Raw genomic sequence first — 26,409 nt, forward strand, 5'->3', positions numbered from 1 at the left:
ATGAACGCGGAAATTAGAGAAGATATCAAAACCTTCTCCCCCGAAGAAAAAACATCCGAGATCACTTTAGATCTTTTCGGAATGACCTGCGCCAATTGTGCAAGAAGGATAGAAACAGGATTAAACAAAGTCCCAGGTGTAGAAGAAGCCAGGGTAAACTTCGGAAGAGAGACTGCATTCATAAGATTCAACGAGTCTGTAAATTCTTCGGAATTATTTTCTAAAGTCGAATCCCTAGGTTATTCAGCAAAGGAACACTCGGAGAATAATTATAAAGAAACGGAAGAGTTACATAGAAAGGAAAGATCCAAATTAAGATCTAGATTTTTTATCTCTCTTTTATTTGCTTCCCCACTCTTCTATTCCATGGTTTCCCATTTTTCCTTTTTGGAATTCCTACCGAATCCTAAAGCTCTAATGCATCCTTGGATACAATTTGGATTGGCATTTCCAGTACAGTTTTGGATCGGATTTCCGTTTTATAAAAGTGCATTCAGAGCGATCAAGAACGGAAGTGCAAACATGGATGTATTGGTTTCCTTAGGAACCTCTGCAGCATTCGGATATAGTTTTATACTTTCCGTTTTGCAAGGCCTAGAACAAGGAGATCTTTTCTTCTCATCCTTCTGGAAAGAAGGCGCACATATACATTCACTTCCACCTTTATACTACGAAACATCCGCAGTATTACTTTGTTTTATACTCGCAGGCAAATGGATGGAGGCAGAAGCAAAAGGAAAAAGTTCCTCCGCAATCCAAACCTTACTGGAATTAAAACCGGAAACAGCTCGTATTAAAAAAGAAGAAACTTGGTCTGAAATCCCCACTGAATACGTAAAAAAAGGGGATATCCTACAAGTCAGACCTGGAGAAAAATTTCCGGTAGATGGACTAGTGTTAGAAGGTTTTAGCTCCGTGGATGAATCCATGTTAACGGGAGAAAGTCTTCCTCTAGACAAAAAGAAAGACAGCCAAGTATTCGGGGGAACAGTTAACGGGAATGGAAATTTGATCATCCAAGCCACTTCCGTCGGTTCCGAAACAGTACTCGCATCTATCATCAAAACCGTCGAAGAAGCACAAAGTTCTAAGGCCCCTATCCAAAAGATCGCGGATAAAATTTCCGCAGTATTTGTTCCGGCCGTGATCCTGATCTCTTTGTTTAACTTTTTATTATGGTTCTTCTTTTTAGAAGCAGGAGAACTAGGATCCGCGCTGGAAAAATCAATCGCTATCTTGGTAATTGCATGTCCCTGTGCTTTAGGACTTGCCACTCCAATTTCAATTTTGGTCGGAACAGGAAAGGCCGCAAGCATTGGGATCTTATTCAGAAACTCGGAAGTTTTAGAAACTACTGCTTCCTTAAATCTGATAGCATTCGATAAAACAGGAACAATCACCGAAGGAAATCCTTCCGTAACGGATTATAAATTTGTAGGAGAAGAATCGGATCTACTCTCTTCTTCTGCATCCGCAGAATCTGCATCTTCTCACCCTTTAGGAAAGGCTATTGTTTCATTTGTGAAATCAAAAGGTCATTCCGTTGTTTCTCCAGAAAATTTGCAAACTGTTCCCGGGCTTGGGATCACTGCTAAAGTAAACCGAAACAAAATTAAGATCGGAAAACTGGAATTTTTCGAAGATAAGGAAAGTTTACCTAAAGATTTATTAGAAATTTCCAATTCTTGGGAAAAAGAAGGTAAAACGGTAGTTTGGTCAAGATCGGAGAATGGGAAAAGTATCAACTCTAATACCGCAGCCGGCTCAACTGCAGATTCAGCCCCAGACGCCCATGTTGGAACTCCTACATGGATCATTTTCGCAATAGAAGATACAATCCGCCAAAATGCAAAATTTGCATTGGAGAAACTAGATTCTCTAGGAATAGAAACCCTACTCTTAACAGGAGATCATCAATCCGTAGCAGAAAGTATCTCTTCCAAAGTAGGGATCAAAAATGTACATGCGTCTCTTCTTCCAAAAGAGAAAGCGGAGATACTTTCCGGCCTACAATCCGAAGGAAAAACAGTTGGAATGACCGGAGACGGTATCAATGACTCTCCCGCATTAGCAAAAGCGGATGTAGGATTCGCAATGGGCACAGGAACAGGAGTCGCAATCGAAACCGCTGGAGTGGTTTTAGTAAAAGGAGATCTGGAAAAAATTGCAGAAGCGATCCTAATCGCTAAAGCCACTACCGGAAATATCAGGCAAAATTTTTTCTGGGCACTCGCATATAATACTCTAGGGATCCCGATAGCAGCTGCTGGGCTTTTAGCTCCTTGGATTGCGGGTGCTATGATGGCATTCAGTTCCGTTTCTGTGGTTCTAAATGCGCTCCGACTCAAGAAAAGGACATAAGATAAAAAATCGTTCAGTGAAATTTATCCTATAACGGGGTTCAATTTGGACCCCTCCTATTTCCGAAAATCCTAATATGGGATCGAAAAGATATCAAACATACATACTTCTTCTTTTCGCATTTCTAATTCTTCCTCTTGGGCAAACAAAGGCTGACTTGGACAGCAATAGAGCAACCGCTTTAGTCCGAGTAGAAAGAGGATTAAAACAAAACGAATTTCATTTAAAAGCGATTAACAGTACAATCTCCAATTACGGAACGGAAGAAGATAAGGCTTTATTCCGTAGATGTTTACAACATCATATAGAGACGTTCACTCTATACTTACAATTCGATCTTGCACACTCTTACGACGAGATGCGCCAGACCCAAAGATTGCTGGTGATATTATACGGTAAGATTGTGGAGGCATCCTCTTCCAGTGTGAGAAGAGAATTAGATTTTTTATCCAAGTATGCTCTCAGAACAAAAGATGCAGAGGCAAGACATCATTTGGAAATGGGCTATAGAGAATATGGAGCCTCTAACCAAAAGAAAACAATCGCAGATAATACAAGACCTTATTTACCTGGGATCAAAACCCAATACTTATACGAAGCTCTGAAATTATTAAAACAATCCAGAGAATACGTCATTCTTCTTTCTCTAAAATTCCTTTCCGATTTCGAACCGGATCTACAAACCACAGAATTCGAGGAAATTTATAATGAGATCAACCGTGCGATGTTTACCAAGGCGGACTATTATAATAGGATCCATTTCGATAACCATTTTCATATCTTCAATTCTCCGAACCTATATGAAGCTACTTGGGAAAATCCAGGCCTCCAAGAATTGGAAAAAGCTTTGGGAGATATAGATCCGGCCAGCGATCGGGCGAGAAGAATGGCAAAACGCTCCGTTATTCCCTAAAAATTCAGGAAATTTCTTTCGGCCCCTTAAAACCAGGATTGACAGAGTATCCTCCCGAAGTTATCACCTTTCTTTGTGTCGGAACTAAGTTGTCCTAATTGCGGAGCCCCGGTTCCCATCATTAATAAGGCTTCCGTGTATGCGGTTTGCTCCAGTTGTAAAACTCTATCCCTCAAAAAAGATGTGAATCTGGAAAAAATCGGCACAGCGGGAGAACTCGCAGACGATCATTCTATCATCCAACTCGGGACCCAAGGAAATTATAAAGGCACTCCATTCAGAGTCCTTGGAAGGATCCAACTTAAATTCGAATTAGGCTTCTGGAATGAATGGCATCTTATGGAAGGAGACGGAAGTTCTGCCTGGCTGGGAGAAGCTCAAGGTTCATATTATTATACAAAACTAAATGTCGGAATTCCAACAGAGAAAATACCGACCTTAGAAGGCGACGAGGATCCGATCGTGATCGCCTCGGGCAGAAGAGAAAGGATCACTCCGGGAGACAGTTTTTATTTAGGAGAAAACTGGACCCTAAAAGAGATCATGAAAGCTACTTGTATAGGTGGAGAAGGTGAACTCCCCATCGGATTCCAAACCGGATACGAAGCGATCTTATTAGATCTTGCAAGCGAAGATGGAATGTTCGGAACCTTGGACTATTCGGAATCTCCCGCATTATTATTCTCCGGAAGTTTTGCTCCATTAGAAGAACTACATTTAACCGGAATCAGGCAAGAAGAAGTAGCATACAACCAAACTCAGATCCCTGCAAAGTCGATTGAATGTAAAGGTTGTGGAGCTTCTATCAATCAATTCAGTCCCGATTTTTCTAAATCTTTGGCCTGCGAATATTGTGGCTCCGTAATGGATACCGAAAGTGATGATCTAAAAATTATCGCGAAATTCGATCAGGTTTCCAGGGATAATGTACTTCTTCCTTTAGGAACTCCTATCAAGTTGCCTAATTTTCCCGAATCAAAAGTTATCGGAGTATTAAGAAAATCTACTGAAGTAGACGATGAGACTTATACCTGGACGGATTACCTTCTCCGATACAAAGGTGGATACGCTTGGCTGAATGAGAATGGGGACAACTGGACCTATTTCGAGCCTCTTCCCGGAGTTCCAAAATGGGCGCCAGGACTAAAACGTGTTTTTCAAAAAAGATCTTATAAGTGGTTCGCTAATTCTGATTCCAATACTGATTTCGCATTAGGCGAATTCTACTGGAAAGTTTCAGCAGGGGAGAAGGCACAGATCGAGGATTTTATTTCCCCTCCTTATATGATCTCTTCCGAAAGAACCGATAAGGAACTTTTCTGGTCCAAAGGAGAATTCATTCCTTTTGATACGATGAAGTCTGCAGTTCCTTTGGACACAGCTTCTAAATTAAGAAAACCTGAAATAGTCGGAGTATGCGAACCGAACCCATTCAAGAACAGATTAAAACGAAATCTATGGGTGGCAGCAGCTCTCACTGCGGTATTTTTGGTATTCCAAATATACGGATGTATCAAGGCGAAAAACCAGGTAGTCTATCAGGGAAAATTCAAATACGTCCAAACCTCTGTGCCGAATACGGATATTGGCAGCGCTAATTTTAGAGATAATTCTTTCGTAACGGACGTATTCGAACTAAAAGGAGAAACAACTGAGAATGTGGAGATCCAGATCGAAGCTCCTAACTTGGACAATAAGTATCTATTTTTCTCGGCCGTTCTAATCAACGAAGACACGGATACAGCTTACGATACTTCTATAGAGACTAGCTATTATCATGGAGTGGATGATGGAGAATCTTGGTCGGAAGGTTCTAAATCGGATTCTAAATCTTTGGCAGAGATCCCTCCTGGAAGATATTATCTTAGATTAGAAAGCCAATCAGATTTTCCGGTCGGATGGGGCTCAGAATACAGCGTAAAGATAGTAAGAGATGTGATGAGCCCTGCTCCATTTTTCTTATTTTCTATCTTTCTATGGCTTCCTTTGATTTACACTTTTTTCAGAAGTTATTCTTTCGAATCCAAAAGAGTTTAAGGATTTATTATGTGGAATTTTTTAAAAGGTCTTGTTTATCCATTTTTCGCAGCATCATTAGGCCTCGGATTTTTTTCGGAATATACAAAAGGTGGAGCCAGCACTGATTTCGAAGAAGTAAACCAGGTCCCTAAAACCGTAAGACAAAACCCTGGGATCTATCGTTCTCATTACGCTTGGTTCACCAGAAATTTCCCAGGGGGAAAATAAACTGCAGAGAGCCTTATTAATCTCCGTCTTAATACTTTCTTCCTGCGGTTTAGTATACGAGCTATTAGCAGGCACCGTAGCGAGTTATTTACTCGGAGAAACGGTCACTCAGTTTTCCTTAGTCATCGGAGTTTATCTATTCTCCATGGGAATCGGAAGTTGGCTTTCCCGCTACCTGATAGAGGATCTAATCCCTAAATTTTTAGATGTAGAGCTCGCGTTAGGATTATTAGGCGGATTCAGCGCGGCGATACTATTCTTAAGTTTTGGACAGACCAGGATTTTCCAAATTCCACTATTTACCATTGTGGTCGCAGTTGGAACATTGGTGGGAATGGAGATACCTCTGCTTCTCCGTATCCTAAAAAACAAATTAGGATTTCGTGATATGGTCTCCAAGGTGCTTAGCTTGGATTATGCCGGAGCACTTTTGGCTTCCTTGGCATTTCCGATCTTCTTCGCACCTAAATTAGGAATGGTGAGGACTTCCTTCTTTTTTGGATTACTGAATGCCGGAACAGCGTTATGGGGGACATTCGTCCTTCCATTATCCAAAAAACATAAAAACCTATTAAGAGCCAAGTCGGCCCTGGTATTGACCTTACTTGGATTAGGCTTCGCATTTTCAGAGATGATCACTTATTACAGTGAAGAAAATCTTTTTTCGGACGAGATCATCTACTCTAAACAAACCAATTTCCAAAAGATCATAGTTACCAGATATAAAAGTGAACTTAGACTCTTTTTGAACGGACATTTACAATTCAGTTCCAGAGATGAATATAGATACCACGAAACATTGGCGCATCCGGCCCTTCTATCTCACCCGAACCCAAAAAGAGTATTGGTATTAGGAGGAGGAGACGGTTTAGCAGTCAGAGAGATACTAAAGTATCCAAGTGTAGAATCGATCACCTTGGTGGACTTGGATCCTGAGATGACACGTATTTTTTCGGAACAACCGGTTCTTACGGAGATCAACGGATCTAGTTTAAAAAACCCTAAAGTAAAAGTACAGAACGCGGACGCTTTTTTATGGTTAGAAGAATCTAGTTCGGTATTCGACGTGGTGTTAATAGACTTCCCGGATCCGAGTAACTTCTCTATCGGAAAATTATATAGTACAGCATTTTACAGAAGTTTAAAAAGAAGACTCAACGAATTCTCAGTCGTAGAGATACAGTCCACTTCTCCTTTATTCGCAAGAATGTCTTTCTGGTGTGTAGAAGCCACCCTCAAGGAATCCGGGTTTAATACTAGAGCATTGCATGTATATGTTCCTTCTTTCGGAGAATGGGGATTTATTTTAGGATCTGTGGGCAAACTGGGAGGATACAGAAAAGATCTACCCGCTGGATTAAAATTCCTGAATGAAACAGAACTTAAATCTATTTCTGAATTTCCTCAAGATATGTCCAGGGTGCCGACTGAACCGAATCGATTGGATAACCAAAGTCTTGTACGTTATTACGACCAAGAATGGAATCGTATCTTAGATTAGAAAGATTCCGAACTTTTACCTTTTCTTAGGTTCCCAAAATTTCAAACGCCTACCAATTTTTCGAAACTAGGATTCTTTCTTAAAAAATGGAAAGGACTTCCCTAAACTTATAAAGACTTAAAAATATAGGAAAAAGAGGACTTTCTTAGATGAACCGTAAACTTAAAAATATCTCATTCGTTTTATTATTCTTACTATGTGTTTCAACTTCCTATGCTCAATCCGGAACCACGGAAACCACGTTACACGATTTCATGGAAGATTATACTAAACCTGCTTCCAAAAAAGCTAAAAAGGGAGATAAGGTCGCTCTCGAAAGGATCTTAAAAGAAGTCCCGAACTGGGCTTTGGATGAACAAAAAACAAAATGGAAAGAGATCACCGACAAGGCTCTTGCATCAGGAGATCTGGAATCATCCTGTAAAAACTGTCATAAAGAATACAAAAAAGAATATAAGAAGAGCTATAGAAAACGCCCGATCCAAGTTTCCAACGAGCTAATCAGCTTTTTGAAAAACTCGAAGTAATTTCCTTAATTCCACTCTCATCGGGGATCGGTAAATAATCTAGGACGAGAAAAGTTAGGTCGTCTTCGAAATGTTTTCTGTTCCCCGTAAAATTCCTTACAGTAGCAAACAGATCCTCGCCAAGTTTCTCTCCAGGCGATTGCATATGATCACTTAACAATTTATAAAATCTCTGGAATCCGAAAATTTCCCCACTTTTACTTCGGGCTTCTGTGATCCCGTCGGTATATACGATCAAACGATCTCCGGGTTTCATCTGGAATTCGACAACGGAGTTTTTCAGATTCGGATCCATTCCCATGATCCAACCTGGTAAAAATATCTCCTTAGTCTCACCGGATTCTTTGTCAATAGCAACGATCGGAGGATGTCCTGCATTTGAGTAAGTCACTTTCCCATTCGCAGGGTCGACTATAAGATAAGCTGCGGTGATAAAATGTTTTCCATACTTACCGCTTAAAGATCTATTAATACTTCTTAAAACTTCTGCAGGATCTTCATTCTTTCTAGATTCAATCGAGAATGCCAACTTCACCATGGAAGAAATGATCGCTGCAGGAACACCATGGCCTGAAACATCGGATAAAAATATACCTAACTTACCGGATTCCAAATATTGGAAATCGTAGAAGTCACCTCCCACAGAACTGGCAAACTCTCCTCTTACGGAAAGTTTTAGATTTTTTACTTCAGGCAAACGATCCGGAAGAATAGATTCTTGTAGCTCTCTCGCGATCTTAAGCTCTTGCTCGATCTCGGTTAACTTCAATTGGCTTTCGTAATTTTCTAATCGAGCCTGCAAAGAATCTTTCTCTAATGTTTTGATCCTATCCGCCAAAGCAAAAGAAAGTAAAGTCATCTCAACCAAAGAACCGAATTGAGCAGACCAATGAGTAAGCTCGGTATCCTGAATAATGGACAGATTCCTAAGAGCAGTGATCAAAACGAAAAGGATCAGAACAGACCATGCCAATAGAAAATAACGTGCAGGACGATATCCCCTTCTCAAACGGATCGCAGCCGAATAGATCACCAAAACTGCAGCCAGGAAAGGATACCAGGAAACCGCCCAGATCATCGGCCCATAAATGCTGGAGAATAAAGAGGCAATAAATCCTAAAATCGCAAACGCCGACAATATTAAGAACGCATAATTCTTCCAACCGGTCTCTCTTTCCATATGTAAGAAGGAACGAGTAAATAAAAGTGAAAATGCAACGGATAAGAAAGCAAATCCTGTCAGATAATCATTCCAAGAAGTAGCTGGAGCAGGGATCAGATACTGTGCACCGACTCCAGTGACTGACATCTGCCAAAGTCCATAAAACAATAAATATAGAACGTAGAAGAAATAACTGGAATCCTTAACTACAAACGCAAGAAATCCGTTATATACCAACATGATCCCAATCGCTCCGAAGAAAATCCCCAAGAATAGGTTCTCCATTTGGATATGAGCTGCGAATTCTTTAGGAGCCCAGGCTTGAAAATTCAAAACTAGAGATCTTCTTGTAGAAGCGTGAATTAAAAATTCTTCCTGTTTGTTTGGAGGAGTTTCTATTAAGAATGCGGGTTGGATGTACGACATCCTCATATCCCTAGAAAGTTCAGACCATGCCCATCCCCCCGGCCCCCATACTCTTTTAAAAACGGTAAGGTTTTCCATTCCCGGGTTATTCAAAACTAAATACCAGGAGATCGTTCCTTCTTTAGGAGGAGCTTGTATCTTGAACTTTATTAAAAACTGATCATCAGTGAAACTGTAAGATAGACTGTCTTTATCCATTCTGGTCCAGTCACCAATTTCCAAGTCAGTAGGAGTTTTCACTTCTCCAGGACGGATCTTTCGGATAAATGTAAATTTATTTATGGGAGTTCCGGACATAGAACCGGAGATCGGAAAAACAGGAACATCTTCCTGAGAGTATAGAGAACCTATACCTAGGATGAGGATCAGCAGAATGAAGCTGATATTCCGAATTTTTCGGAAAATATTCACCAAAAATCTCCCTAACCGGGAAGACTTTTTGCCCCGGCCAATTTACAAATATAATGAAACTGTTCTTCGTTAACCGGTTGGATCGATAGTCTACCACCCGGCTGCAAAAGGATCATTCCTTTTAGTTGCCCGTGGGATCTTAATTCTTCTAGCGAAATTGGGCGAGAAAATTTTTCCTTAAATTTCACATCCACCATGAACCAGGTCGGTTTTTGTGGATCACTTTTTGGATCATAATACTTATGTTTCTTATCAAAAGCGAAATGATCCGGATAACCTTCTTTGACTACTTCCGCAAGTCCTGCCACATGAGGGGGTTTACAACTGCTATGGTAGAATAGGATGAGATCCTTTTTTTTGATCTCATCCCTTAGGTAATTTCTTGCTCCGTAACCTCTGACTCCCTCCCAGGGCGCTGTTTTGCCGGGAGAAGAGGCCAAAGTATCGATGGAAAAAACGTCAGGCTCGGTCTTAAAAAGCCAGAATTTCATTCAATGCCGGTAGAATAAGCGGGTTTGTTAGGAATCTCTCCCGATTTTTCCTTTTTGCTAGAACGTTCAGCCTTCTTTTTAGTTTCTTCATGAGCAGGATGAACGATCGCCATCAACTCGTCATGAGAAACTGTTTCTTTTGCAAGAAGAGCTTTGGCTAGATTTTCGAACTTGGTAGAGTTCTTACGGACCAGTTCTCTTCCTTTATCTAGGCAGGTCTGAACGATCCCTCTGATCTCTTTGTCGATCATTGCAGCAAATTCTTCGCTATAAGCCTTATTGCTCTGGCCCATATCTCTTCCTAAGAAAGGACTTTCGTGGCCGCTTCCGTAATTGATAGTGCCCAGTTTTTCGGACATTCCCCAATCACAGACCATTCTTCTCGCGATATTGGTAGCTTGTTGGATATCATTGCTGGAACCGGTAGAAGTCATTTTGAACTTAAATTCTTCTGCGATGAACCCGCCCATACAAACTACGATCTGATCCAACCAATACGCTTTAGTATGAATATGTTTATCTTCTGTAGGAAGAGATTGAGTAAGACCTAATGCTCTTCCTCTCGGGATAATGGTTACCTTATGAACAGGTTCCGTATAAGCCAAAAGTGTTCCTAAGATCGCGTGACCAGCCTCATGGTATGCAATCACTTCTTTTTCCTTTTCGGAAATGAAGAAGGATCTACGCTCAGGGCCCATCATCACTTTGTCGCGTGCCTCTTCTAATTCTTCTTGGGTTACACGTTTTTTATTCTTACGTGCAGCAAGTAAAGCAGCCTCATTGATCAGGTTAGAAAGATCCGCACCTGTAAATCCAGGGGTTCCTCTTGCGATTGAATTCAAAGAGATATCACTTGTTAAAGGAACTTTTCTAGAATGCACTTTTAGGATCTGCTCTCTTCCTACTAAGTCAGGAAGATCCACCATCACTTGACGGTCGAAACGTCCCGGTCTGAGTAACGCAGGATCTAAAACGTCAGCACGGTTCGTAGCTGCCATTACGATCACACCTTCGTTCTTCTCGAAACCATCCATCTCAACGAGCATTTGGTTCAGGGTCTGCTCTCTTTCGTCATGACCACCGCCCCATCCGGCTCCTCTCAATCTTCCCACTGCATCGATCTCATCTATGAAGATGATACATGGAGAATTTTTCTTACCTTGTTCAAACAAGTCGCGAACACGAGAAGCTCCCACACCCACGAACATTTCTACGAAGTCGGAACCGGAGATACTGAAGAATGGTACTCCAGCTTCTCCTGCAACCGCTCTAGCGAGTAAAGTTTTACCGGTTCCCGGAGGACCTACAAGCAAAACTCCCGTTGGGATCCTTGCACCCATTGCTTGGAATTTTTTAGGGTCTTTTAAGAATTCTATAATTTCGACCAATTCGGTTTTAGCTTCTTCACATCCTGCAACGTCCGCGAAACTTACCTTAACCTTTGGATCCACAGTCATCTTAGCTTTAGATTTTCCGAAAGAGAAAGCCTTATTGCCGGTAGACTGAACTTGGCGCATAATAAAAAAGTAAAATACGAAAATACCGATCACGGCGATCAGAAGGAATGAACTTAACATTCCGAATCCGTGTCCGTTCTCAGAAGGAACTACTTCCAGATCAATATTCGTTTTTCTTAAAGAAGAAAGGAATTCTTTGTCGATAGGAGCGATCCTGGTCTCGAAACGAACAGGGGCTTTTGCTGCTCCTTCTTCAAATGGTTCGTAACAACCTTTGATCATGTCTCCTTCCATGACTAACTTATCGCAGCCGGGGAAATTGGAGTCCGTGGTCTTAACCAGTTTGCCTTTCGGTTTAGAAGAAGCATCCGGTTCTACCATGTTCATAAATTGAGAGAACGGTAATATTCTAGGTTTGCCCAGAGCAGTTTGGATCTGCGGCACGAGAAGTGCTAATCCTAGGATTACTAAGATAAAAAGTATAAGTAATCTAAGACCTTTATTATTGTTATTCATGTGTAACTCCCAAGCTCCGCCATCTCTTCGGAGCCACATTCTTCCCGTAGTTTAGACTAAAGGAAGCAGGCAATGGACCTGCCGGAATCGTAAACCGGATACTATTTGGAAACCGTTTCGAGTGAAAAGGTTCCCCATAATCAGAGTCCCTTTTTTTCCGGAAAAGTAAAGGATTTTTAGATCTCGGCGGAACCGAGTTGAAAAATAGATCTTATAATCTGTATTTTTCGATCACGTCTTCAATATCGCCCAAACTGATGGAGCGAATTGCGGCTTCCGCGTCGTTGATAATCTGGATCAAACTTAAGTTTTCTAAAGGTTGGAAATCTTCCTTTAAAAATCCGTCCAGATTTGTGCCGTCAAATTGGTCGTTACCGATCCCGATACGGATGCGGATAAAATTTGGAGAACGTAAGGATTGGATCACGGATTTAATCCCGGGATTTTCGTTCCCGTTAGCTCCCTTATCCACTACAATTTTACCCAAGGGTAAGGTTAAATCTTCGTGGATTACAAGAATATCCTGTACCTGAATTTTCAGGAAGGAAGCTATGTACAGAACGGACTCTCCCGACAGATCGCTGAAGGTCTGAGGTTTTAATAATACTACCTCTTCTCCTTCGAAATCGCCTCGTCCGATCAAAGACTTTTTCTTTTTAGTCTTGATCTCAACGTTTATATTATTGGCGATCACGTCTAAAATTTTGAAGCCGATATTAGCTCGGTTATTATTGTATTTGTCTCCGGGGTTACCCAGTCCGACGATTAGCTTCATACAATAACGTACTCCAATTTTTTAGATCTCGGGAAGGGAAAATTATTTCCCTTTTTTAGCTCCGGCTTTTGCTCCCGGCTTCGCTCCGGCAGCTTCCTTAGCTTCTGCTCTTTCTTGAGCAAGTAATGCTTTGGTTTTCAGAACTGCTGCAACGATCGGATCTCCGTTCACTAAAATTTCCCAGCTTGCAGGAACTTTTAAGTTACTAACTTTGATAAAATCGCCTACATCTAGATCGGTTACATCTAGAACCAGAGTCTCAAGCAGATCCTCAGGAACAGTTTTCACACGGATCTCATGGATCAAATGGTCGAACTGACCACCCATCTTAGAACCTTTTGCAGTTCCCTCGGTGCGAATTCCGATCTTAGTAACGATCTTCTTACCAGGCTCAACTTTGTAGAAGTCTACGTGGCGAATTCTGTCGATTTCAGGAAAACGTTGTACTTCTTTAACGAAAACCTTTTGGATTCCTTCTCCTTCTACTTCCAACTCGATTAGAGTGGATTGACGGATCCCGGAATGAACTAGTTTTTCAAGTTCTTTCTCGTTTACGGAACCGGATGCGGCATTTCCGCCTCCGATAATGTTAATAGGAACTTGTCCAGCTTCACGAAGACGATTGTTTACGTTCTTGCCGGTTTCAGTTCTTTTTTTAACAGCTAATTTGTGGCTCATTGTCTTTACCCTTGTTCTTATATAAATAGGTCGCTGACCGATTGATTGGTCGATATTCTCTGGATAGCAGCAGCAAATAGCGGAGCTACTGAGAGAGTTTTTAACTTAGTGATTTTTTTGGATTCCGGGATCTCGATCGTATTAGATAATACGACCTCCGTAAAAGGAGTAGAGTTCAAACGATCGATAGCTTCTCCGGAAAGAACTCCGTGAGTTGCAGCACAATACACCGACTTCGCTCCATTTTTCAGAAGAGCATCAGCAGCTTTACAGATTGTGCCTGCAGTATCGATCATATCATCCAGAAGGATACAATTTTTACCTTCTATCTCACCGATCACGTTCATCACTTCGGAAACGTTCGCCTTAGGTCTTCTCTTGTCTATGATCGCTAAAGTTGCGTTCACTTTTTTACCGAAAGATCTTGCTCTTTCTGCACCACCGGAGTCAGGAGATACGATGACTAGATCTTCGAACTTCTTGCTTAAGATGTATTCTACTAGTACAGGATTAAAATGTAAATTATCCACAGGCACTTTAAAGAAACCTTGGATCTGGTCCGCATGAAGATCCATAACAATCACTCTTGTCGGCCCTAGGGTCTCGATCAGATCTGCTACAACTCTCGCGGAGATCGGAACTCTTGGTTCCGCTTTTCTATCTTGGCGTCCGTAACCGTAATAAGGAACAACTACTGAAATACTTTTAGCAGAAGCGCGTCTTAACGCGTCCATGATCAAAAGTAATTCCATCAAATTATCATTTGCTGGAGCAGAGGTAGATTGGATTACAAATACGTCTCTTCCTCTTACATTCTCTTCAATCTTAACCGCAATCTCTCCGTCGGAAAATTTGCGAAGATTGATCTTACCGGGAGCTATTCCTAACTCTTGGCAAATTTCATTTGCGATCGTACGATTAGAAGATCCTGAAAAAACCGCGATATTAGAGCCGCTCATTTTGCCACCGCTCCATTTAAAACTGCCGCTAAGTTTTCCAAGTCTGCAGGAGAATTCACACCTTGGCTTTCTCCGCTGTTTTTAAGAATTACTGCGCCCAACTTTTTTCCTTCTTTTTTGTACAACTCTACTAGATCAGGAAGATAATATTCCCCCTGAGCATTGCTATTTCCGATTTTTCTAAGAGATTCGAAAAGAATTTCGGAACTGAAAACATAAGTTCCGGTGTTGATCTCGTTTATTTTTTTCTGTTCCGCGTCCGCATCTTTTTCTTCAACGATTGCGGTTACTTCTCCGGAAGAATTACGAACAATCCTTCCGTAACCGGTAGGAATATCTACCTTTGCGGAAAGAAGAGTAGCTGAAAATTCATTTTGGACATGAGTGGAAACGAGAGAACCGAATGTGTCCCCAGTGATCATTGGGACATCACCACAAGCTACAAGGATAGGACCTTTATGGGATTTTACAAATTCTTCGGCACTTAATACTGCGTGAGCTGTGCCTAATTGCTCTTTTTGTTCGGCAAAACGAATGCCAGGAATTCCTGCGCAAAGTGCTTGGACTTCTTCTTTTTTATAGCCTACAACTATGACTATGTCATTGATACCCGCTTCTTTGAGGTGATCAATAACATGGTTTAAAAGGGGCTTTCCATTTAAAGGAACAGCCACCTTTGGGAGCTCCGTCTTCATGCGGGTTCCCTTTCCCGCAGCTAAAACTACGGCGACTGCTTCCTTTTTGGCGTCCATTCAGTAATCCGGTGAAATCAAACAGTGGCTGGGCCGATAGGATTCGAACCTATGAAATGGCGGTACCAAAAACCGCTGCCTTACCACTTGGCGACGGCCCAGTTTCGTTCTTTAATAATTAAAGCTTACAAACGTAAGGTCGGGAAATTCCGTTTGCATTTTGGCTAACAGCTCTTCCCGTATTTCCAATCCCTGCACCAAACCATAGATACAAGATCCTGATCCAGTTAAGGAGGAGTAACTAGCTCCATTCGCCAAAAAACTTTCCTTTAATTTCCCTAGCTGGGGAAACTTTTGGAAGGCAAGAGGCTCGAAGTCGTTTACGAGCTTTTCTCTCAAAGCCGCCCAATTCCCTTCTTTTAAAGAAAACTCGACGTCATTGCCTAGAGAAATCCATCTTTTCGAGGGAGGGTCGGCTTGTAAAGGCTTTTTGAGACCTGCGTACATTTCAGCGGTCGAGAGCACCTGAGGAGTTAAGGCTAAAATTCCCTGTCCAGGATGCACTTGAATGTCCTTCAAGATCTCACCTTTTCCAGACACCAAACAATGATTTTCGGATAAGAAGAAGGGAACGTCAGCGCCGATCTCTGCCGCCAGTTTAAAAATATAATCCGAATTAAACTCCGGGCTCAGGCCAAAATAAAAAGAGAAAAGTGATGCAGCGTTTGTAGATCCCCCTCCCAGGCCCGCAGCAGGAGGAATTTTTTTAGTAAGATGTATCCTCACGCCAGGAAGTTCTCCGAAATGAGCCCTAATCTTGGAGAATGTTTTGAAAAGAATATTCTTACTTAAGTCTCCTTTCTCAGAAACCTCGTCGTACAGACGTCTCTTTTCTAAAATGATCTGATTATTAGAAACCAATTCAAAAGATCCGGGAGTAATCGGCTCGATCTGAATATCATCTCCCCAATTCAAACGTAAGAATACACTTCGGATCTCATGAAATCCGTCAGGTCTTTTGTATGGGATCTCTAATCCTAAGTTGATCTTAGCGGGAGAAAGCAAGGTATATCCTGAATCAATCGTAAATAGAGAGGAGTCAATCGATTCCTAATAGGCTGAATCGGAAGAAATGCTCTCCCAATATGCAGTCATTCTTTCCTTTAGCGCAGGCGGATTATGAAGAATTACATTCGGACCAAAACCTTTTAGAACAGACAAAAACCAATCCTGGTTTCTGATCCTTGCTTTGGAAAGATAATATATGGTATCACCGATCTGCTTTTTAGTAGAAGTCCTTTCCAGATGCAAACGAGAATGCAAATTAAAATATACCTCTGCAGTATGATAGATCTCCGCAAAATTCGGATCCCCTTCTCCTCCTTGCAGGAAATTTTTTAATTTGGAGATCGCATTCTTTCTTTCTTCGTCAGGGATTTCGGCAACATTCTCCTGGGTCCTATTCAATTGAAGAATGGAATCCAATCTAAATGTTCTGGGTGCCTTTCTGGAATGGCAATAGCCGATCAGATATTCTTCCCTGAAACTTAATAATGCCCAAGGATCCACTTTTCTGGATTCCGGTTCCGCCTCTCCCTGGGCCCGGTATTTGATCTGCAAAGATTTACCTTCGGAAATGGAATCCTCTATATTTTTCTTTAATTCATTCTCGCTAGGTATTCCTGCAGAAGGAAGAATTGTATGAATTTTATCTAATATAGATTTCAGTATCTTTTTTCTGGAAGGAACTGTTTCTTTTTCACCTTCTTCCAGAAATAATTTTCGGATCATGGCCCATTCTTTAACGCTTAGGACTAACCCTTGCTCCAAACTTATAGGCATACGAATACCGATCGTCTCTCCGTCATAATCCAATTCCACAAATTGATCTGGAGTATAAGGATAAGAACCCACCATGTATAACTTTCCGAGTTCTTTTTTAAGATCTTTTATATCATCTATACCGGAATACTTGGAAAGATCCTCCAAACTCATTCTTTTGTTTTCCTGCAAAAGATGAATCACTGCTAATTTGGTTTGGAGTTTTTTCGTACTTGGATTCATGTCGGACATTCTTTCTTTCGGGAAATTCCGAGACAATCAAAAATACGTATCATTTGAGAAGGATTTTTTCAGGCCCTTCTTTTTACAGAATCGTAACCGAAAACATGTGATTTTAAGACGGATGATACCTATTTGTCCGGTCTTTCCAATAAAATGCGCCTATATGACCCAAACGTCTTTTTTAAAAAATACATTCAGACTTCTTCCTAAATTTTATCTGGAGTTATTCGATTCAGACCAAGTCTTCTTGGCCGCAGCACAGATTATTGGGAAGAGGATCTTACAATTCCGTATAGATTCCAGAGTTTCTTATAAAAAAGGAGATGGAGTTTATGGAAGATTGTACGGACTTAAATCCAATTTTTACATTCAGATCTCCGGGATAGTAAAAGAAAGAAAAGAGATACAATCCAAATACTATTCTAAGTTTTGCGAATTGGAAATAGAATCCGATGAGGATATAGAATAAGGAATGAACAATACATTTTACTCAATGAATCGAAAGTAGAGAAGCCTAGTCCAAGAAAATATTCCTCAAAAAATATCTCCATACTTTGTTACCTTTGGCATACGAATGAGCGAGATTGCCGATCTTTCTCTGAATATAAGAACGGAGATACATGAATGAAACCAAATTTGAAACTCATAGCTACGATCCTCTTTTTAATTGCTGGCTTGGGCTCCTTGCATGCAGGTGATCTGAGAAAGAACGGCTCTCTTATTGGAAGTATCGACTCCAGTGGAGACGTAAGGTTAAACGGTTCTCTCGTGGGAAGATTTGAATCCGGCGGGGATGTTCGGAAAAACGGAAGCCTGATCGGTAGAATCGACTCTAACGGAGACATTCGACTGAACGGTTCACTAGTAGGTTCGATTGATTCCAGCGGAGATGTACGCAAGAACGGAAGTCTGATCGGTCGAATCGATAGTAATGGTGATGTAAGAAAAAATGGCTCCTTGATCGGAAGTGCTGTGGGAATTCCAAGAGCGCAAGCAGCTGGATTCTTTTTCTTCTTCTTTTTAAACGAGTAAGATTAGAACAAGACCTTACTTTAGTTGTCTGCTTCCATCCGAGGAAGCAGCACAACAGACTTCATCATTCCCTGATTTTACTTTTCCTTTCCATAGAAAAGATCAGAACGTCTTCCTTATTTTCCGACCAAACTTTTTTAAAATCAGGACCCAATGATTGGGAAATACTCGCATAATATCTATTTTTCAAAAAAGGATCCGCATCATTCAAACTTTCTAAGATAGAAGCTTTTGTTTGAACGAATAATATTTTTCTAAATTGTTCCGGATGATTCTTGGAGAAGAAGTTTTTAATATCAGCTTCTCTCATAAGCCATACGGAAGGAGTTTGGAAAAAGTATTTACCTAAAATTTGAGAATATGTTCTGATCTGAACCACAACCAGATCAGGTTTTTGCTCCAAATAGATCGCATTCAGTTTAGTGGTCTTTCTTCCATATTTTCCCAGGATTTGTGTATAAGAATAACTGATGTAAACCGAATAAAGAAGGATCGAATACAGAACAATTTTTGCGATCTTGCGAAACTTCTCTCTTATATTCTCGAGTAAGATCAAAAACATTCCAGCAAAAGCAGGCAAACTCAAATGCAAATACCTAGAACCAAAATCTATGATCCCATCATTCGGCGCAGAAACCACCAATGCTAAAAACGCACCAAAACCTGAAAAAATAAACAGATCCCTATTTGAGACCTCGAGAGATATATTTCTTTTAAAAGGATTCTTCTTAAACAAAATATAATATAGAAAGAAGAATAGAACGATCAAAAACCCGGGAGTATATCCGAAAAACCCAAGTCGATTCGGGTTTGCGATCAATAACCCGGTGTAAATTTCCCATTTCTTCCAAGGAGGTAAGAACATTGTAGGCTGATTAAATGAAAACCTTGGGCCCAAGGGATGTCCATATAGAACATATTGAATTCCAAGTAGAAGTACTACTCCTATAAAAAAGCCGACCGAATATCCTAAAATTTTCCTTCTTTCTTCTACATTAGAAAACTTGTATATGCTTAAGAAAAATATAAAGGACAGCGGAAATACGATACTCTCTATCCTGAACCAAGCGGAAGAAGCAGAGATAAAACCTGCACTCACAAATCTAAACCAGGAAGAAGAAGGACCCGATCTTAAAAATCGAAAACTTCCCGCTAAAAATAAAAAGGAAGCAATACCCACGTCCGGGAAAAAATATCCATTCACCAAAAACGGAGAGGCTAATACCAAAACTCCCAAATAGATAGGATCCCAGTCCCATAAACTAGAAAGAAATAGAAAAGATAGAAGTATTAAAATCGCGGTTACGACGTATACACCTACTATCCCGCTCCAAGGAAGGAATATCGCATATACATAACCTAATGAGGCAGGAAATGGACTGATTAACTCTTCGCCGATACGGATACATTCCGTCGGGCAATAATTTCCTTCCGGATCCAAACCTCGAGAAGGTAGCACCAGGTTGCCCGAAAGGAATCCGTTTCTTCCTACGGATTCCCCCAATATAAATTTACCTAAATGATCAGAGTATAATTGTTCACCAGGCTTCAATAAGAACGGATATAATAAAGGGAGAAGGAACAAAAAACAAAACGTAAGCCTTGTCCATTTAGAGTGAAACTTTCCGCTTAGAAAACTCATCAGGGCAAATTAGAAGGTTTAAACCGTCTCACAATCCTTTTTCGGAGATCTGCAGCTCCCCAAATCGATTGACTCTAGGGAGGAAACCTGAAAGGGTCATAGAATCAGAGAATTCTCCGGAGAGTATGATGAAAAAAGTATTATTATTCACAATTTATTCCTTATTCGCCGGAAGTTTGCTCGGCCAAGATACGAGCACCCAAACTTCTACCAGAGAAAAAATGGTCTGCGAACGTATGGACCTGGAAATACAAAGTACTACTTACAACGACGCACTAAGATGTGAAACCAAAGACGCTATTTGTTATATGATAGAAGGTTTCAGTATGAGTTGTTTTCCTAAAGATAAGAAAATCTCTAAGTAACAAAAAAAGGCGCCTCACGGCGCCTTGCAGTCGATGGATTTTTAGGATTTGTGACTACTAATTAAAGATTGTTTAAAAATTCTTGAGTTCTTGCAGCTTCTGCTTCAAGAGCTTTTGCTTGTCTTAAGAATTTTTCAGACTGAGCGTTGCTAGCGAGGAATTTTCCACCAGTAGAACGTTTAGCCAATGCTCTTAACTCTTCAGCTCTTTCGTTCTTTTGTTGAGCGATTGCTTTCAAGTAAGTAGCTACTGCAACTTTTTGCTCTTTAGTAACCGCTGCGGATACCAAAGCTTGCTCTAAAAGACGATCTTCAGTATCTTGAGAAACTGCAAAAACGGAAGATCCTGCTAAGAAGCCTACTACCAATAGAAGAGAAGTGAGTTTGTTGATTTTCATAAAATTGAAACCTCAAGTTATTTTTATATTTTCTGTTCTCGTTTTCGCTTACATCCATCTGACCTATCGGCGTTGATGAATGGAACAAAAAAATTTTTATACAAAGAAAAAATTAAAAATTTTTGTTAAACGAACTCGAAGAACCATTTATCACATTTACATTTATTAGAATTATCTAATTTTCTAAGCACCTTGTTTCAACTAGCTTCTATCCATTCATATTGAATAAAAAAGAAGCGGAATCGGATGATTTCTCATACCGCTGCTTGAATATAGTACAAGTATCGACCCGAAGGGCGTTTTTTTCAAGCCGATTCTTTATTAGAAATTCAAAAAATGCTTATTTTTTGAGCACACTAATTAAGCATTTCGCCCTCCAGATAGGCAAAAATGGGGTCAAAAAGGGTGTTTTTGAGGGTAAATCGAAAAAATCCAATATGGCGGAATTTCCTAATTTGTTCATTTTTTCACCTTAGCTTTGGGCTTGTCATAGGGAAAATCCGCAGGTTTCTTTCCCATAAAGAAGGAAACAGTCTTCTCTTTTAGAGAAAATTTCTCCCAAGGGACACAAAATGAAATACTTACACGCTATGATCCGAGTAAAAGATCTGGATCAAGCATTGGATTTTTTCTGCAATAAGCTAGGATTAAAAGAAACAAGAAGACATGATCATCCGGAAGGAAGATACACTCTTGTATTCTTATCGGAGTTAGATGAAAATTCTCCTGAAATAGAGCTAACTCATAATTGGGATCAAGATTCCGCTTATACAAGTGGAAGGAATTTCGGTCATCTTGCTTTCGAAGTAGATAATATTTATGAAACCTGTGCGAATCTTCAGGCGAAAGGTGTAATTATCAATCGCCCGCCTAGAGATGGTAGAATGGCTTTTATTAGATCGCCTGATTTAATCTCTATCGAGTTATTACAAAAAGGAAAATCTTTAGAGATCGCAGAGCCTTGGAAAAGTATGAGTAATACCGGAGAATGGTAGGCTTAATTAAGGTTTTTTAGAAAAAGATAAACGATATTCTCCGGGAGAACACCCATATTTCTCCTGGAATAATTTATGGAACGCGGATTTGGATTTGAATCCTGCCGCGTAAATCACTGCAAGTACCGATCTTTGAGGTTCTTCTCTTAACATTTTAGAAGCTTCTTCCAAACGAAATCCGGTAATATACTCTCTAAAACCGATCCTCATCTTATCATTCAGTATTTCTGATAATTGATGGGTCTTGATCTTTAATTCATCCGAAAGAAGCGGAAGAGTAAGATCTTCGTCCAGATAGAGTTTTTTATCCATCATAAGTTCTTCCATCTTTTGTATGACCGAATCCACATCCAGACCTTGGAGTCTAGTCTCGTTATATCCTGCTTCCCTTGCTGTTTTTTCAAAAGAAACGATCAAATTGGGAGAAGTAGAAGCGCTTAAAAAAACAGAACATACGATCAACGTGAGGCCTGCGGCCGCAACAGTGAACAAAGGCATGAAGAAAATTTGGGCGATCACAAACAAGAAGATCACAAATATACTCGCGTAAAATAGAGCAAGAAACGGGGAGAATGCTCGACCTTCTTCTTTTTGGACGAATGTTTTCCATTTGCGGATTTTTCCGATCAGTAAAAGAGGATACAGTAAATTGGAGATTGTTCCTAAGATCAAAAGCCCAAACAAGAACTGGAAATAAATATTTCTAGGAGGAAATACATTTACGTATTCTAATTTGGAATTCGGATCGGATAGAACGAAAGGTAGAACTAGTAAAAACGCAGCGAAGCCAGGAACAAAATGTACCAAATTGAGTGCTTTCGCAGGTAATCCTCCCAATCTACTAAAATACAAATACGCAAAGGGCCCTGTAAAAAATAAAAAAGGGATATGGATTTCCGCAAACCATAGCTGCTCCTTTAGCTGGCTGGATAATTCCAAATACAAATGGAACTGCACTATAGAAAGAGACAGGAAGAAGAAGCCGATTGGTTTATAAAACGTAGACTTGGTTTTGGATCCGAAATTGGAGTCTTGGAATTTCTGCTCTTTCTCTTTTCGAATGAATTCGGAAATGGCTAATAAAAATGAAAGCCCTGCTCCAAATGCCAGAAACGTATCCATAAAATGAAAGAGTCCTATGAGAATTGGATGTCGAGATTTTTTCAGGATTTTTCTTTTTTTAGTCCGTCCGGATACGGAAGGACGACCACTTTCAGAAAAGATCGTATCCTGAATGTATGAAACATCTTAGCCCCCAACCAAATCGTTTTGTAAAATTATTCTGCGGGAGTTTGGCTCTCTTACTTTTATTCGGATTTGTAGAATACGGAATATCTTCCGAAATCACAAAAGTCCAGATCCAAGAAGAAGGTTCCAAAATCCCAACCTATCAGTCCAGATTCGGCAGAAAGCAGCCAATCATTGCAGTGATCGGTGAGAATCGAATGACTGAACTGACTGATTTTATGATCCCTTATGGAGTTTTAACTTCCGCTAAAATCGCAAAAGTGATTTCTGTTTTTCCCAAAACCGGGCCAGTCCAAATGTTTCCCGCATTAAAAATAGAAGCTGAGAAGTCCTTCGATCTTTTTGATTCGGAATATCCGGAAGGTGCGGATTATGTGATCGTGCCTGCTGTCCATTATTCGAATGATCCTAGTCTTCTATCATTCGTACAAAAACAATTAGCCAAAGGTTCTACGATTGTAGGTGTATGCGATGGAGTTTGGGTGCTTGCAAATGCAGGTGTTTTGAAAGATCATAAGGCAACCGGCCACTGGTTTTCTTTTTCTAATTTAGAGAAAGAGTTTCCTGAGACCTCATGGATCAAGGATAGAAGATACGTTGCAGACAGAAAGATCATCACTACTACAGGGATCACTGCTTCCATTCCTGTTTCTTTGACACTAATAGAAGCAATCTCCGGAAAAGAAAAAGTTATAGAGGTCGCTGCAAGCTTAGGAGCAAAAGATTGGAAACCCACTCATAAAAGTTCCGATTTTTATTTAAGCGGTAAAGATATGTATATTGCTGCGAAAAACTATCTAGGCTTTTGGAATTATGAGAATTTAGGAGTTCAAGTTTCTGATGGAATCGATGAAGTAGTATTAGCTCTGCAAGCGGATTCTTTTTCCAGAACCTATAGATCGGAAGTATTTTCCGTTTCCGACCAAAAACAAATCCGAACCAAATCCGGTTTGTTATTACATGTAGATAAAACGCAAGCAGAAGCCGCAAGCTTAGATTCTATTTTAGAAAATCTGAATGGAATTGCGGCAGTAACTGCTTATGATAAGAACTTAGCGGAGATTGAGTCCAGATACGGAACAAACACTGCGGCTTTTGTGGCTCTACAGATGGAATATCCTTGGAGAAGATAATTAAGATCTACTTCCAGCTTTCTGCAAACTCAATCCTTTCGATCGTTGTCGGATGAGAATGTTCAAAGATCACTTCTAGTTTGTGAGGGTTCAGCCTGGATTTATTATCTTTTGCAAGTTTGATCTCAGTGCTGATAAATGATTTTTTATCATTGGTTAATACGAGTGCTTCTCGATCTGCTTGGGTTTCCAGAGTTCTGGAAAGAGTTGCTGAAAAAGGTCCAAGTATTGTTCCAACGAGAGATAATATCAGGAACAGAAATGGTAAGGAAGAAGGAGAATAAAATTCCTTTAACGGGATCGATCCTTCTTCTTTTACTTTTTTGAATACGTATCCGAGTAAGAAACATAGTAAGAATGTTTCCAGAGTGCTCAGCGCAATCTCTATCATTTGGTGGTTATGAACCCAATGTCCTATTTCGTGTCCAAGCACACTTACTACTTCTTCTTCCGTGTGGTTATTGATAAGTGTATCGTATAAGAAGATCTTTTTACTTTCTCCCCAGCCTGTGAAGTATGCATTTGTATGACCGGAGTATTTGCTCTCGTTGATCACATAGATATTCTCTACTTGTATATTTGCTTTTTGGCCGAGAGCTAATATTTTTGTCTTTAAACTTCCTTCTTGGATTGGGCCATAATCATAAAAGATCGGTGTGATGACGATTGGATATAGGACCGACATGAGTAATCCGAATCCAAGCGATAAAATTGGCAGTATATATTTCCAAGCGCGGGGAAGATTTTTAAGCACGAACGCAACTACCAAAACTACCAATCCACCAAATAAAAATCCTAACCCAAAAGACTTCGCCTTAAATAAGATCCAATCGGTTAAGTTCATATTGGAGAATTGAAACTCGTGTTCTATGACATATCCAAAATAATAGCTAAACGGCAGCGAAATGATAAATTCCACAAGATAGAAGGCAGCAAAAAATAAAAATACCGTCGGATAAAATCTATCTCCCGTTTTTTTGCGGAAGTATTCCTCTAACTTTACCGAGATTGGGGAAAATACAAATGCTCCTGCCAAGGCAAAGTCCAATAAGGAACCTATAATGGAGACGAAAAATCCTCTTCTCTCGTATTCTATCCCTGAGTTGATATCATCTAGGGTAAAATACTTTAGAATTCTTTCATGCAGTTCCGGAGATAGATCTCCTTGGTAGGAGAAATATTTCATTATGAGTGTGAGTAAAATCTGTAGGGAAAATAAGGAGAATAGAATGTTCTTAAGTTTCATGTAATGTTTTTTATACTTTTTCGTAGAGTTCTGAGATCTGTTTTATCGAGTTTCTGAATACGTTATTCAATTCTTCAGGAAGAACTGTTTCAATCGCATCCGGCCATCTCCATAAGAATGGTAATAATCCTTCCAGGTTGGTAGATTGGAAACTGAGTTTATTTTTCTCTTCGGCATATTTGATTCCTGTCAGGAATAGTTTTGCTTTTACGAGACCTTCTTCTTTGCAAATCCACTCCACATTTTTAGGCTCGTGGACCGGGAATAATCCTGCGTGTATAATCAGATCTTCTTCCGTTTCTTTTTTGGCTCCTCTTGCCTGGTAGAGCAGATCTCCTTGTAGGAGTTCCACAGATAGGATCTTTGGAAGGACGAATCTTTTTTTGGTTTTTTCTTCTCTATCGTAAGCTAATAGATAATGATCCTGGCCTCCTTTTCGGATGAGTCGGATCGGATCGGCTTCTTTCGAATAGGAATCCTCGGGAAAAGTTTTATAATATTTGATCCGGATCGGAGTATGGTTCTTAAGTGCTTCTAAAATTTGAAATGCAGTTTCTCCTAACTCTTCCGAATTCTCCTCCGGATTTTCAGTCATTTCAGGAAAGTATTCCAGATCGCCGGCGAATATTTTTCTAGCGGCGGTATAAAGTTCGTATTTTGGAGCTTCCGAATATCCTTTTAATAGAAGTGCGGAAATTTCTCTTAGTTCTTCCTCGTTAAACTCTAGAGTTTTTGAAAGTGGATCTTTTACGAGCACGTATACGAAATCTTTTCCGTTCTTTTGGGGATAATATTTGATATGAAATCCTAGAGCACCTAACTCTTCTATATCTCTGGATAGTTTTCTTCTGTCAGAGTCTCTGTTTTCGTTATCGTAAAATCCCTCCATAATCTTTCTTAAGGAGCTTAGAGTGATCCCGTCCGGAAATCTGAAAAAATTGAATAATAATGTGAGAAGCCTGTATTCTGTGGGATTCATCTCCCTAGGCTCGATTTCCTGATCTATATCTTTGTCTAGTTCTTCTTTCATGGCTCGTTTCTAAATTTTGATTTTTGTAAAGTCCCTGGGCAAGGAAAAATCTCTGCCCTATTTTTGAATTCGAAGAAAGTCCCAAAAAACAACTTGATGAGTAAGATCCGACCTCGATAATTCTCTCGTTTCAGTCGCTTA

At 40.2% G+C, this 26,409-nt stretch carries 25 protein-coding genes and 1 tRNA gene; 11 read left to right on the plus strand and 15 right to left on the minus strand.

Annotation, left to right across the window (positions count from 1 at the left end):
- The 6 genes from EHO58_RS06480 to EHO58_RS06505 all read left to right on the plus strand — a co-directional run bounded on the left by EHO58_RS06480 (nt 1) and on the right by EHO58_RS06505 (nt 7,549).
- Nucleotides 1–2,361 (plus strand): heavy metal translocating P-type ATPase, encoded by a 2,361-nt coding sequence (locus EHO58_RS06480; protein ID WP_135679394.1) that lies wholly within the window; start codon nt 1–3, stop codon nt 2,359–2,361.
- Between the two features lie 76 nt (nt 2,362–2,437).
- Nucleotides 2,438–3,274, plus strand: a complete 837-nt coding sequence (locus EHO58_RS06485) for an adhesin OmpL37 family surface protein (protein ID WP_135628299.1) — start codon at nt 2,438–2,440, stop codon at nt 3,272–3,274.
- Nucleotides 3,275–3,349: 75 nt separating this feature from the next.
- Nucleotides 3,350–5,311, plus strand: coding sequence for a DUF4178 domain-containing protein (locus EHO58_RS06490; protein WP_135679395.1), 1,962 nt, complete (start codon nt 3,350–3,352; stop codon nt 5,309–5,311).
- A gap of 9 nt (nt 5,312–5,320) precedes the next feature.
- Entirely contained in the window at nt 5,321–5,521 is a 201-nt protein-coding gene (locus EHO58_RS06495; protein WP_100767349.1) for a hypothetical protein, read from the plus strand.
- Between the two features lies 1 nt (nt 5,522).
- Nucleotides 5,523–7,022, plus strand: coding sequence for a polyamine aminopropyltransferase (locus EHO58_RS06500; RefSeq protein ID WP_135679396.1), 1,500 nt, complete (start codon nt 5,523–5,525; stop codon nt 7,020–7,022).
- Nucleotides 7,023–7,171: 149 nt separating this feature from the next.
- Nucleotides 7,172–7,549: a hypothetical protein gene (locus EHO58_RS06505; RefSeq protein ID WP_135679397.1), complete on the plus strand. Its 378-nt coding sequence runs from the start codon at nt 7,172–7,174 to the stop codon at nt 7,547–7,549.
- Here EHO58_RS06505 and EHO58_RS06510 read toward each other — a convergent pair.
- The 10 genes from EHO58_RS06510 to EHO58_RS06555 form a co-directional block, all read right to left on the minus strand.
- Nucleotides 7,524–9,548, minus strand: coding sequence for a PP2C family protein-serine/threonine phosphatase (locus EHO58_RS06510; protein ID WP_135679398.1), 2,025 nt, complete (start codon nt 9,546–9,548; stop codon nt 7,524–7,526). The genes EHO58_RS06505 and EHO58_RS06510 overlap by 26 nt on opposite strands.
- A gap of 11 nt (nt 9,549–9,559) precedes the next feature.
- The gene (locus tag EHO58_RS06515; protein WP_135628294.1) at nt 9,560–10,039 is read right to left on the minus strand and encodes an EVE domain-containing protein; all 480 of its coding nucleotides are present in this window, start codon (nt 10,037–10,039) and stop codon (nt 9,560–9,562) included.
- Nucleotides 10,036–12,012, minus strand: coding sequence for an ATP-dependent zinc metalloprotease FtsH (gene ftsH / locus EHO58_RS06520; RefSeq protein WP_135628293.1), 1,977 nt, complete (start codon nt 12,010–12,012; stop codon nt 10,036–10,038). The genes EHO58_RS06515 and ftsH overlap by 4 nt, the downstream gene beginning before the upstream one ends.
- A gap of 211 nt (nt 12,013–12,223) precedes the next feature.
- Nucleotides 12,224–12,787, minus strand: a complete 564-nt coding sequence (gene pth, locus EHO58_RS06525) for an aminoacyl-tRNA hydrolase (RefSeq protein ID WP_086447991.1) — start codon at nt 12,785–12,787, stop codon at nt 12,224–12,226.
- A 42-nt stretch (nt 12,788–12,829) separates the two neighbouring features.
- On the minus strand, nt 12,830–13,465 hold the full coding sequence (locus tag EHO58_RS06530; protein WP_100721974.1) for a 50S ribosomal protein L25/general stress protein Ctc: 636 nt from the start codon (nt 13,463–13,465) through the stop codon (nt 12,830–12,832).
- A 17-nt stretch (nt 13,466–13,482) separates the two neighbouring features.
- A complete protein-coding gene (locus tag EHO58_RS06535) occupies nt 13,483–14,424 on the minus strand; it encodes a ribose-phosphate diphosphokinase (protein WP_135679399.1) in 942 nt (313 codons plus the stop codon).
- Complete coding sequence (locus EHO58_RS06540) at nt 14,421–15,176, minus strand: sugar phosphate nucleotidyltransferase (protein WP_135679400.1); 756 nt, start codon at nt 15,174–15,176, stop codon at nt 14,421–14,423. Before EHO58_RS06540 ends, EHO58_RS06535 begins: the two co-directional genes overlap by 4 nt.
- Before the next feature lie 25 nt (nt 15,177–15,201).
- Nucleotides 15,202–15,277 (minus strand) — tRNA-Gln (locus tag EHO58_RS06545).
- Nucleotides 15,278–15,287: 10 nt separating this feature from the next.
- Nucleotides 15,288–16,181, minus strand: a complete 894-nt coding sequence (locus EHO58_RS06550) for a 4-(cytidine 5'-diphospho)-2-C-methyl-D-erythritol kinase (RefSeq protein ID WP_135679401.1) — start codon at nt 16,179–16,181, stop codon at nt 15,288–15,290.
- Nucleotides 16,182–16,226: 45 nt separating this feature from the next.
- Nucleotides 16,227–17,180 (minus strand): helix-turn-helix transcriptional regulator, encoded by a 954-nt coding sequence (locus tag EHO58_RS06555; RefSeq protein WP_135679402.1) that lies wholly within the window; start codon nt 17,178–17,180, stop codon nt 16,227–16,229.
- A 163-nt stretch (nt 17,181–17,343) separates the two neighbouring features.
- Between EHO58_RS06555 and EHO58_RS06560 the strand changes: the two genes are divergently transcribed.
- Nucleotides 17,344–17,649, plus strand: a complete 306-nt coding sequence (locus tag EHO58_RS06560) for a hypothetical protein (protein WP_135679403.1) — start codon at nt 17,344–17,346, stop codon at nt 17,647–17,649.
- A gap of 155 nt (nt 17,650–17,804) precedes the next feature.
- Nucleotides 17,805–18,212: a 5-fold beta-flower protein gene (locus EHO58_RS06565; protein WP_135679404.1), complete on the plus strand. Its 408-nt coding sequence runs from the start codon at nt 17,805–17,807 to the stop codon at nt 18,210–18,212.
- Between the two features lie 64 nt (nt 18,213–18,276).
- On the opposite strand, the gene EHO58_RS06570 is transcribed toward EHO58_RS06565, so the two are convergent.
- Nucleotides 18,277–19,854: an LA_3751/LA_3752 family putative glycosyltransferase gene (locus EHO58_RS06570; protein WP_135679405.1), complete on the minus strand. Its 1,578-nt coding sequence runs from the start codon at nt 19,852–19,854 to the stop codon at nt 18,277–18,279.
- A 128-nt stretch (nt 19,855–19,982) separates the two neighbouring features.
- Between EHO58_RS06570 and EHO58_RS06575 the strand changes: the two genes are divergently transcribed.
- On the plus strand, nt 19,983–20,219 hold the full coding sequence (locus EHO58_RS06575; RefSeq protein ID WP_135679594.1) for a hypothetical protein: 237 nt from the start codon (nt 19,983–19,985) through the stop codon (nt 20,217–20,219).
- A 61-nt stretch (nt 20,220–20,280) separates the two neighbouring features.
- On the opposite strand, the gene EHO58_RS06580 is transcribed toward EHO58_RS06575, so the two are convergent.
- A complete protein-coding gene (locus EHO58_RS06580) occupies nt 20,281–20,616 on the minus strand; it encodes an LIC10421/LIC12816 family protein (RefSeq protein ID WP_008595389.1) in 336 nt (111 codons plus the stop codon).
- A 572-nt stretch (nt 20,617–21,188) separates the two neighbouring features.
- On the opposite strand from EHO58_RS06580, the gene EHO58_RS06585 reads away from it, so the two are divergent.
- On the plus strand, nt 21,189–21,611 hold the full coding sequence (locus tag EHO58_RS06585; protein ID WP_135679406.1) for a VOC family protein: 423 nt from the start codon (nt 21,189–21,191) through the stop codon (nt 21,609–21,611).
- 6 nt (nt 21,612–21,617) lie between these two features.
- Here EHO58_RS06585 and EHO58_RS06590 read toward each other — a convergent pair whose 3' ends face one another.
- Nucleotides 21,618–22,733, minus strand: a complete 1,116-nt coding sequence (locus tag EHO58_RS06590) for an AraC family transcriptional regulator (protein WP_135679407.1) — start codon at nt 22,731–22,733, stop codon at nt 21,618–21,620.
- A 116-nt stretch (nt 22,734–22,849) separates the two neighbouring features.
- On the opposite strand from EHO58_RS06590, the gene EHO58_RS06595 reads away from it, so the two are divergent.
- Nucleotides 22,850–23,992 carry a DJ-1/PfpI family protein gene (locus EHO58_RS06595; protein ID WP_135679408.1) on the plus strand — a complete coding sequence of 381 codons (1,143 nt, stop codon included), beginning with the start codon at nt 22,850–22,852 and terminating at the stop codon, nt 23,990–23,992.
- Nucleotides 23,993–23,999: 7 nt separating this feature from the next.
- On the opposite strand, the gene EHO58_RS06600 is transcribed toward EHO58_RS06595, so the two are convergent.
- Together EHO58_RS06600 and EHO58_RS06605 are read right to left on the minus strand one after the other, a co-directional pair.
- Nucleotides 24,000–25,238 carry a M48 family metallopeptidase gene (locus EHO58_RS06600; RefSeq protein WP_135679409.1) on the minus strand — a complete coding sequence of 413 codons (1,239 nt, stop codon included), beginning with the start codon at nt 25,236–25,238 and terminating at the stop codon, nt 24,000–24,002.
- Between the two features lie 10 nt (nt 25,239–25,248).
- Nucleotides 25,249–26,268: a helix-turn-helix transcriptional regulator gene (locus tag EHO58_RS06605; RefSeq protein ID WP_135679410.1), complete on the minus strand. Its 1,020-nt coding sequence runs from the start codon at nt 26,266–26,268 to the stop codon at nt 25,249–25,251.
- Nucleotides 26,269–26,409 lie beyond the last annotated feature (141 nt).

Source organism: Leptospira selangorensis (assembly GCF_004769405.1).
GTDB lineage: Bacteria > Spirochaetota > Leptospiria > Leptospirales > Leptospiraceae > Leptospira_B > Leptospira_B selangorensis.

Bases quoted from the DNA above. Each gene is read 5' to 3' on its own strand.
- EHO58_RS06480 (WP_135679394.1), top strand. From the start codon at position 1: ATGAACGCGGAAATTAGAGAAGATATCAAAACCTTCTCCCCCGAAGAA.
- EHO58_RS06485 (WP_135628299.1), top strand. From the start codon at position 2,438: ATGGGATCGAAAAGATATCAAACATACATACTTCTTCTTTTCGCATTT.
- EHO58_RS06495 (WP_100767349.1), top strand. From the start codon at position 5,321: ATGTGGAATTTTTTAAAAGGTCTTGTTTATCCATTTTTCGCAGCATCA.
- EHO58_RS06505 (WP_135679397.1), top strand. From the start codon at position 7,172: ATGAACCGTAAACTTAAAAATATCTCATTCGTTTTATTATTCTTACTA.
- EHO58_RS06515 (WP_135628294.1), bottom strand. From the start codon at position 10,039: ATGAAATTCTGGCTTTTTAAGACCGAGCCTGACGTTTTTTCCATCGAT.
- ftsH (WP_135628293.1), bottom strand. From the start codon at position 12,012: ATGAATAACAATAATAAAGGTCTTAGATTACTTATACTTTTTATCTTA.
- pth (WP_086447991.1), bottom strand. From the start codon at position 12,787: ATGAAGCTAATCGTCGGACTGGGTAACCCCGGAGACAAATACAATAAT.
- EHO58_RS06530 (WP_100721974.1), bottom strand. From the start codon at position 13,465: ATGAGCCACAAATTAGCTGTTAAAAAAAGAACTGAAACCGGCAAGAAC.
- EHO58_RS06535 (WP_135679399.1), bottom strand. From the start codon at position 14,424: ATGAGCGGCTCTAATATCGCGGTTTTTTCAGGATCTTCTAATCGTACG.
- EHO58_RS06540 (WP_135679400.1), bottom strand. From the start codon at position 15,176: ATGGACGCCAAAAAGGAAGCAGTCGCCGTAGTTTTAGCTGCGGGAAAG.
- EHO58_RS06555 (WP_135679402.1), bottom strand. From the start codon at position 17,180: ATGAATCCAAGTACGAAAAAACTCCAAACCAAATTAGCAGTGATTCAT.
- EHO58_RS06560 (WP_135679403.1), top strand. From the start codon at position 17,344: ATGACCCAAACGTCTTTTTTAAAAAATACATTCAGACTTCTTCCTAAA.
- EHO58_RS06565 (WP_135679404.1), top strand. From the start codon at position 17,805: ATGAAACCAAATTTGAAACTCATAGCTACGATCCTCTTTTTAATTGCT.
- EHO58_RS06570 (WP_135679405.1), bottom strand. From the start codon at position 19,854: ATGAGTTTTCTAAGCGGAAAGTTTCACTCTAAATGGACAAGGCTTACG.
- EHO58_RS06575 (WP_135679594.1), top strand. From the start codon at position 19,983: ATGAAAAAAGTATTATTATTCACAATTTATTCCTTATTCGCCGGAAGT.
- EHO58_RS06580 (WP_008595389.1), bottom strand. From the start codon at position 20,616: ATGAAAATCAACAAACTCACTTCTCTTCTATTGGTAGTAGGCTTCTTA.
- EHO58_RS06585 (WP_135679406.1), top strand. From the start codon at position 21,189: ATGAAATACTTACACGCTATGATCCGAGTAAAAGATCTGGATCAAGCA.
- EHO58_RS06590 (WP_135679407.1), bottom strand. From the start codon at position 22,733: ATGGATACGTTTCTGGCATTTGGAGCAGGGCTTTCATTTTTATTAGCC.
- EHO58_RS06595 (WP_135679408.1), top strand. From the start codon at position 22,850: ATGAAACATCTTAGCCCCCAACCAAATCGTTTTGTAAAATTATTCTGC.
- EHO58_RS06600 (WP_135679409.1), bottom strand. From the start codon at position 25,238: ATGAAACTTAAGAACATTCTATTCTCCTTATTTTCCCTACAGATTTTA.
- EHO58_RS06605 (WP_135679410.1), bottom strand. From the start codon at position 26,268: ATGAAAGAAGAACTAGACAAAGATATAGATCAGGAAATCGAGCCTAGG.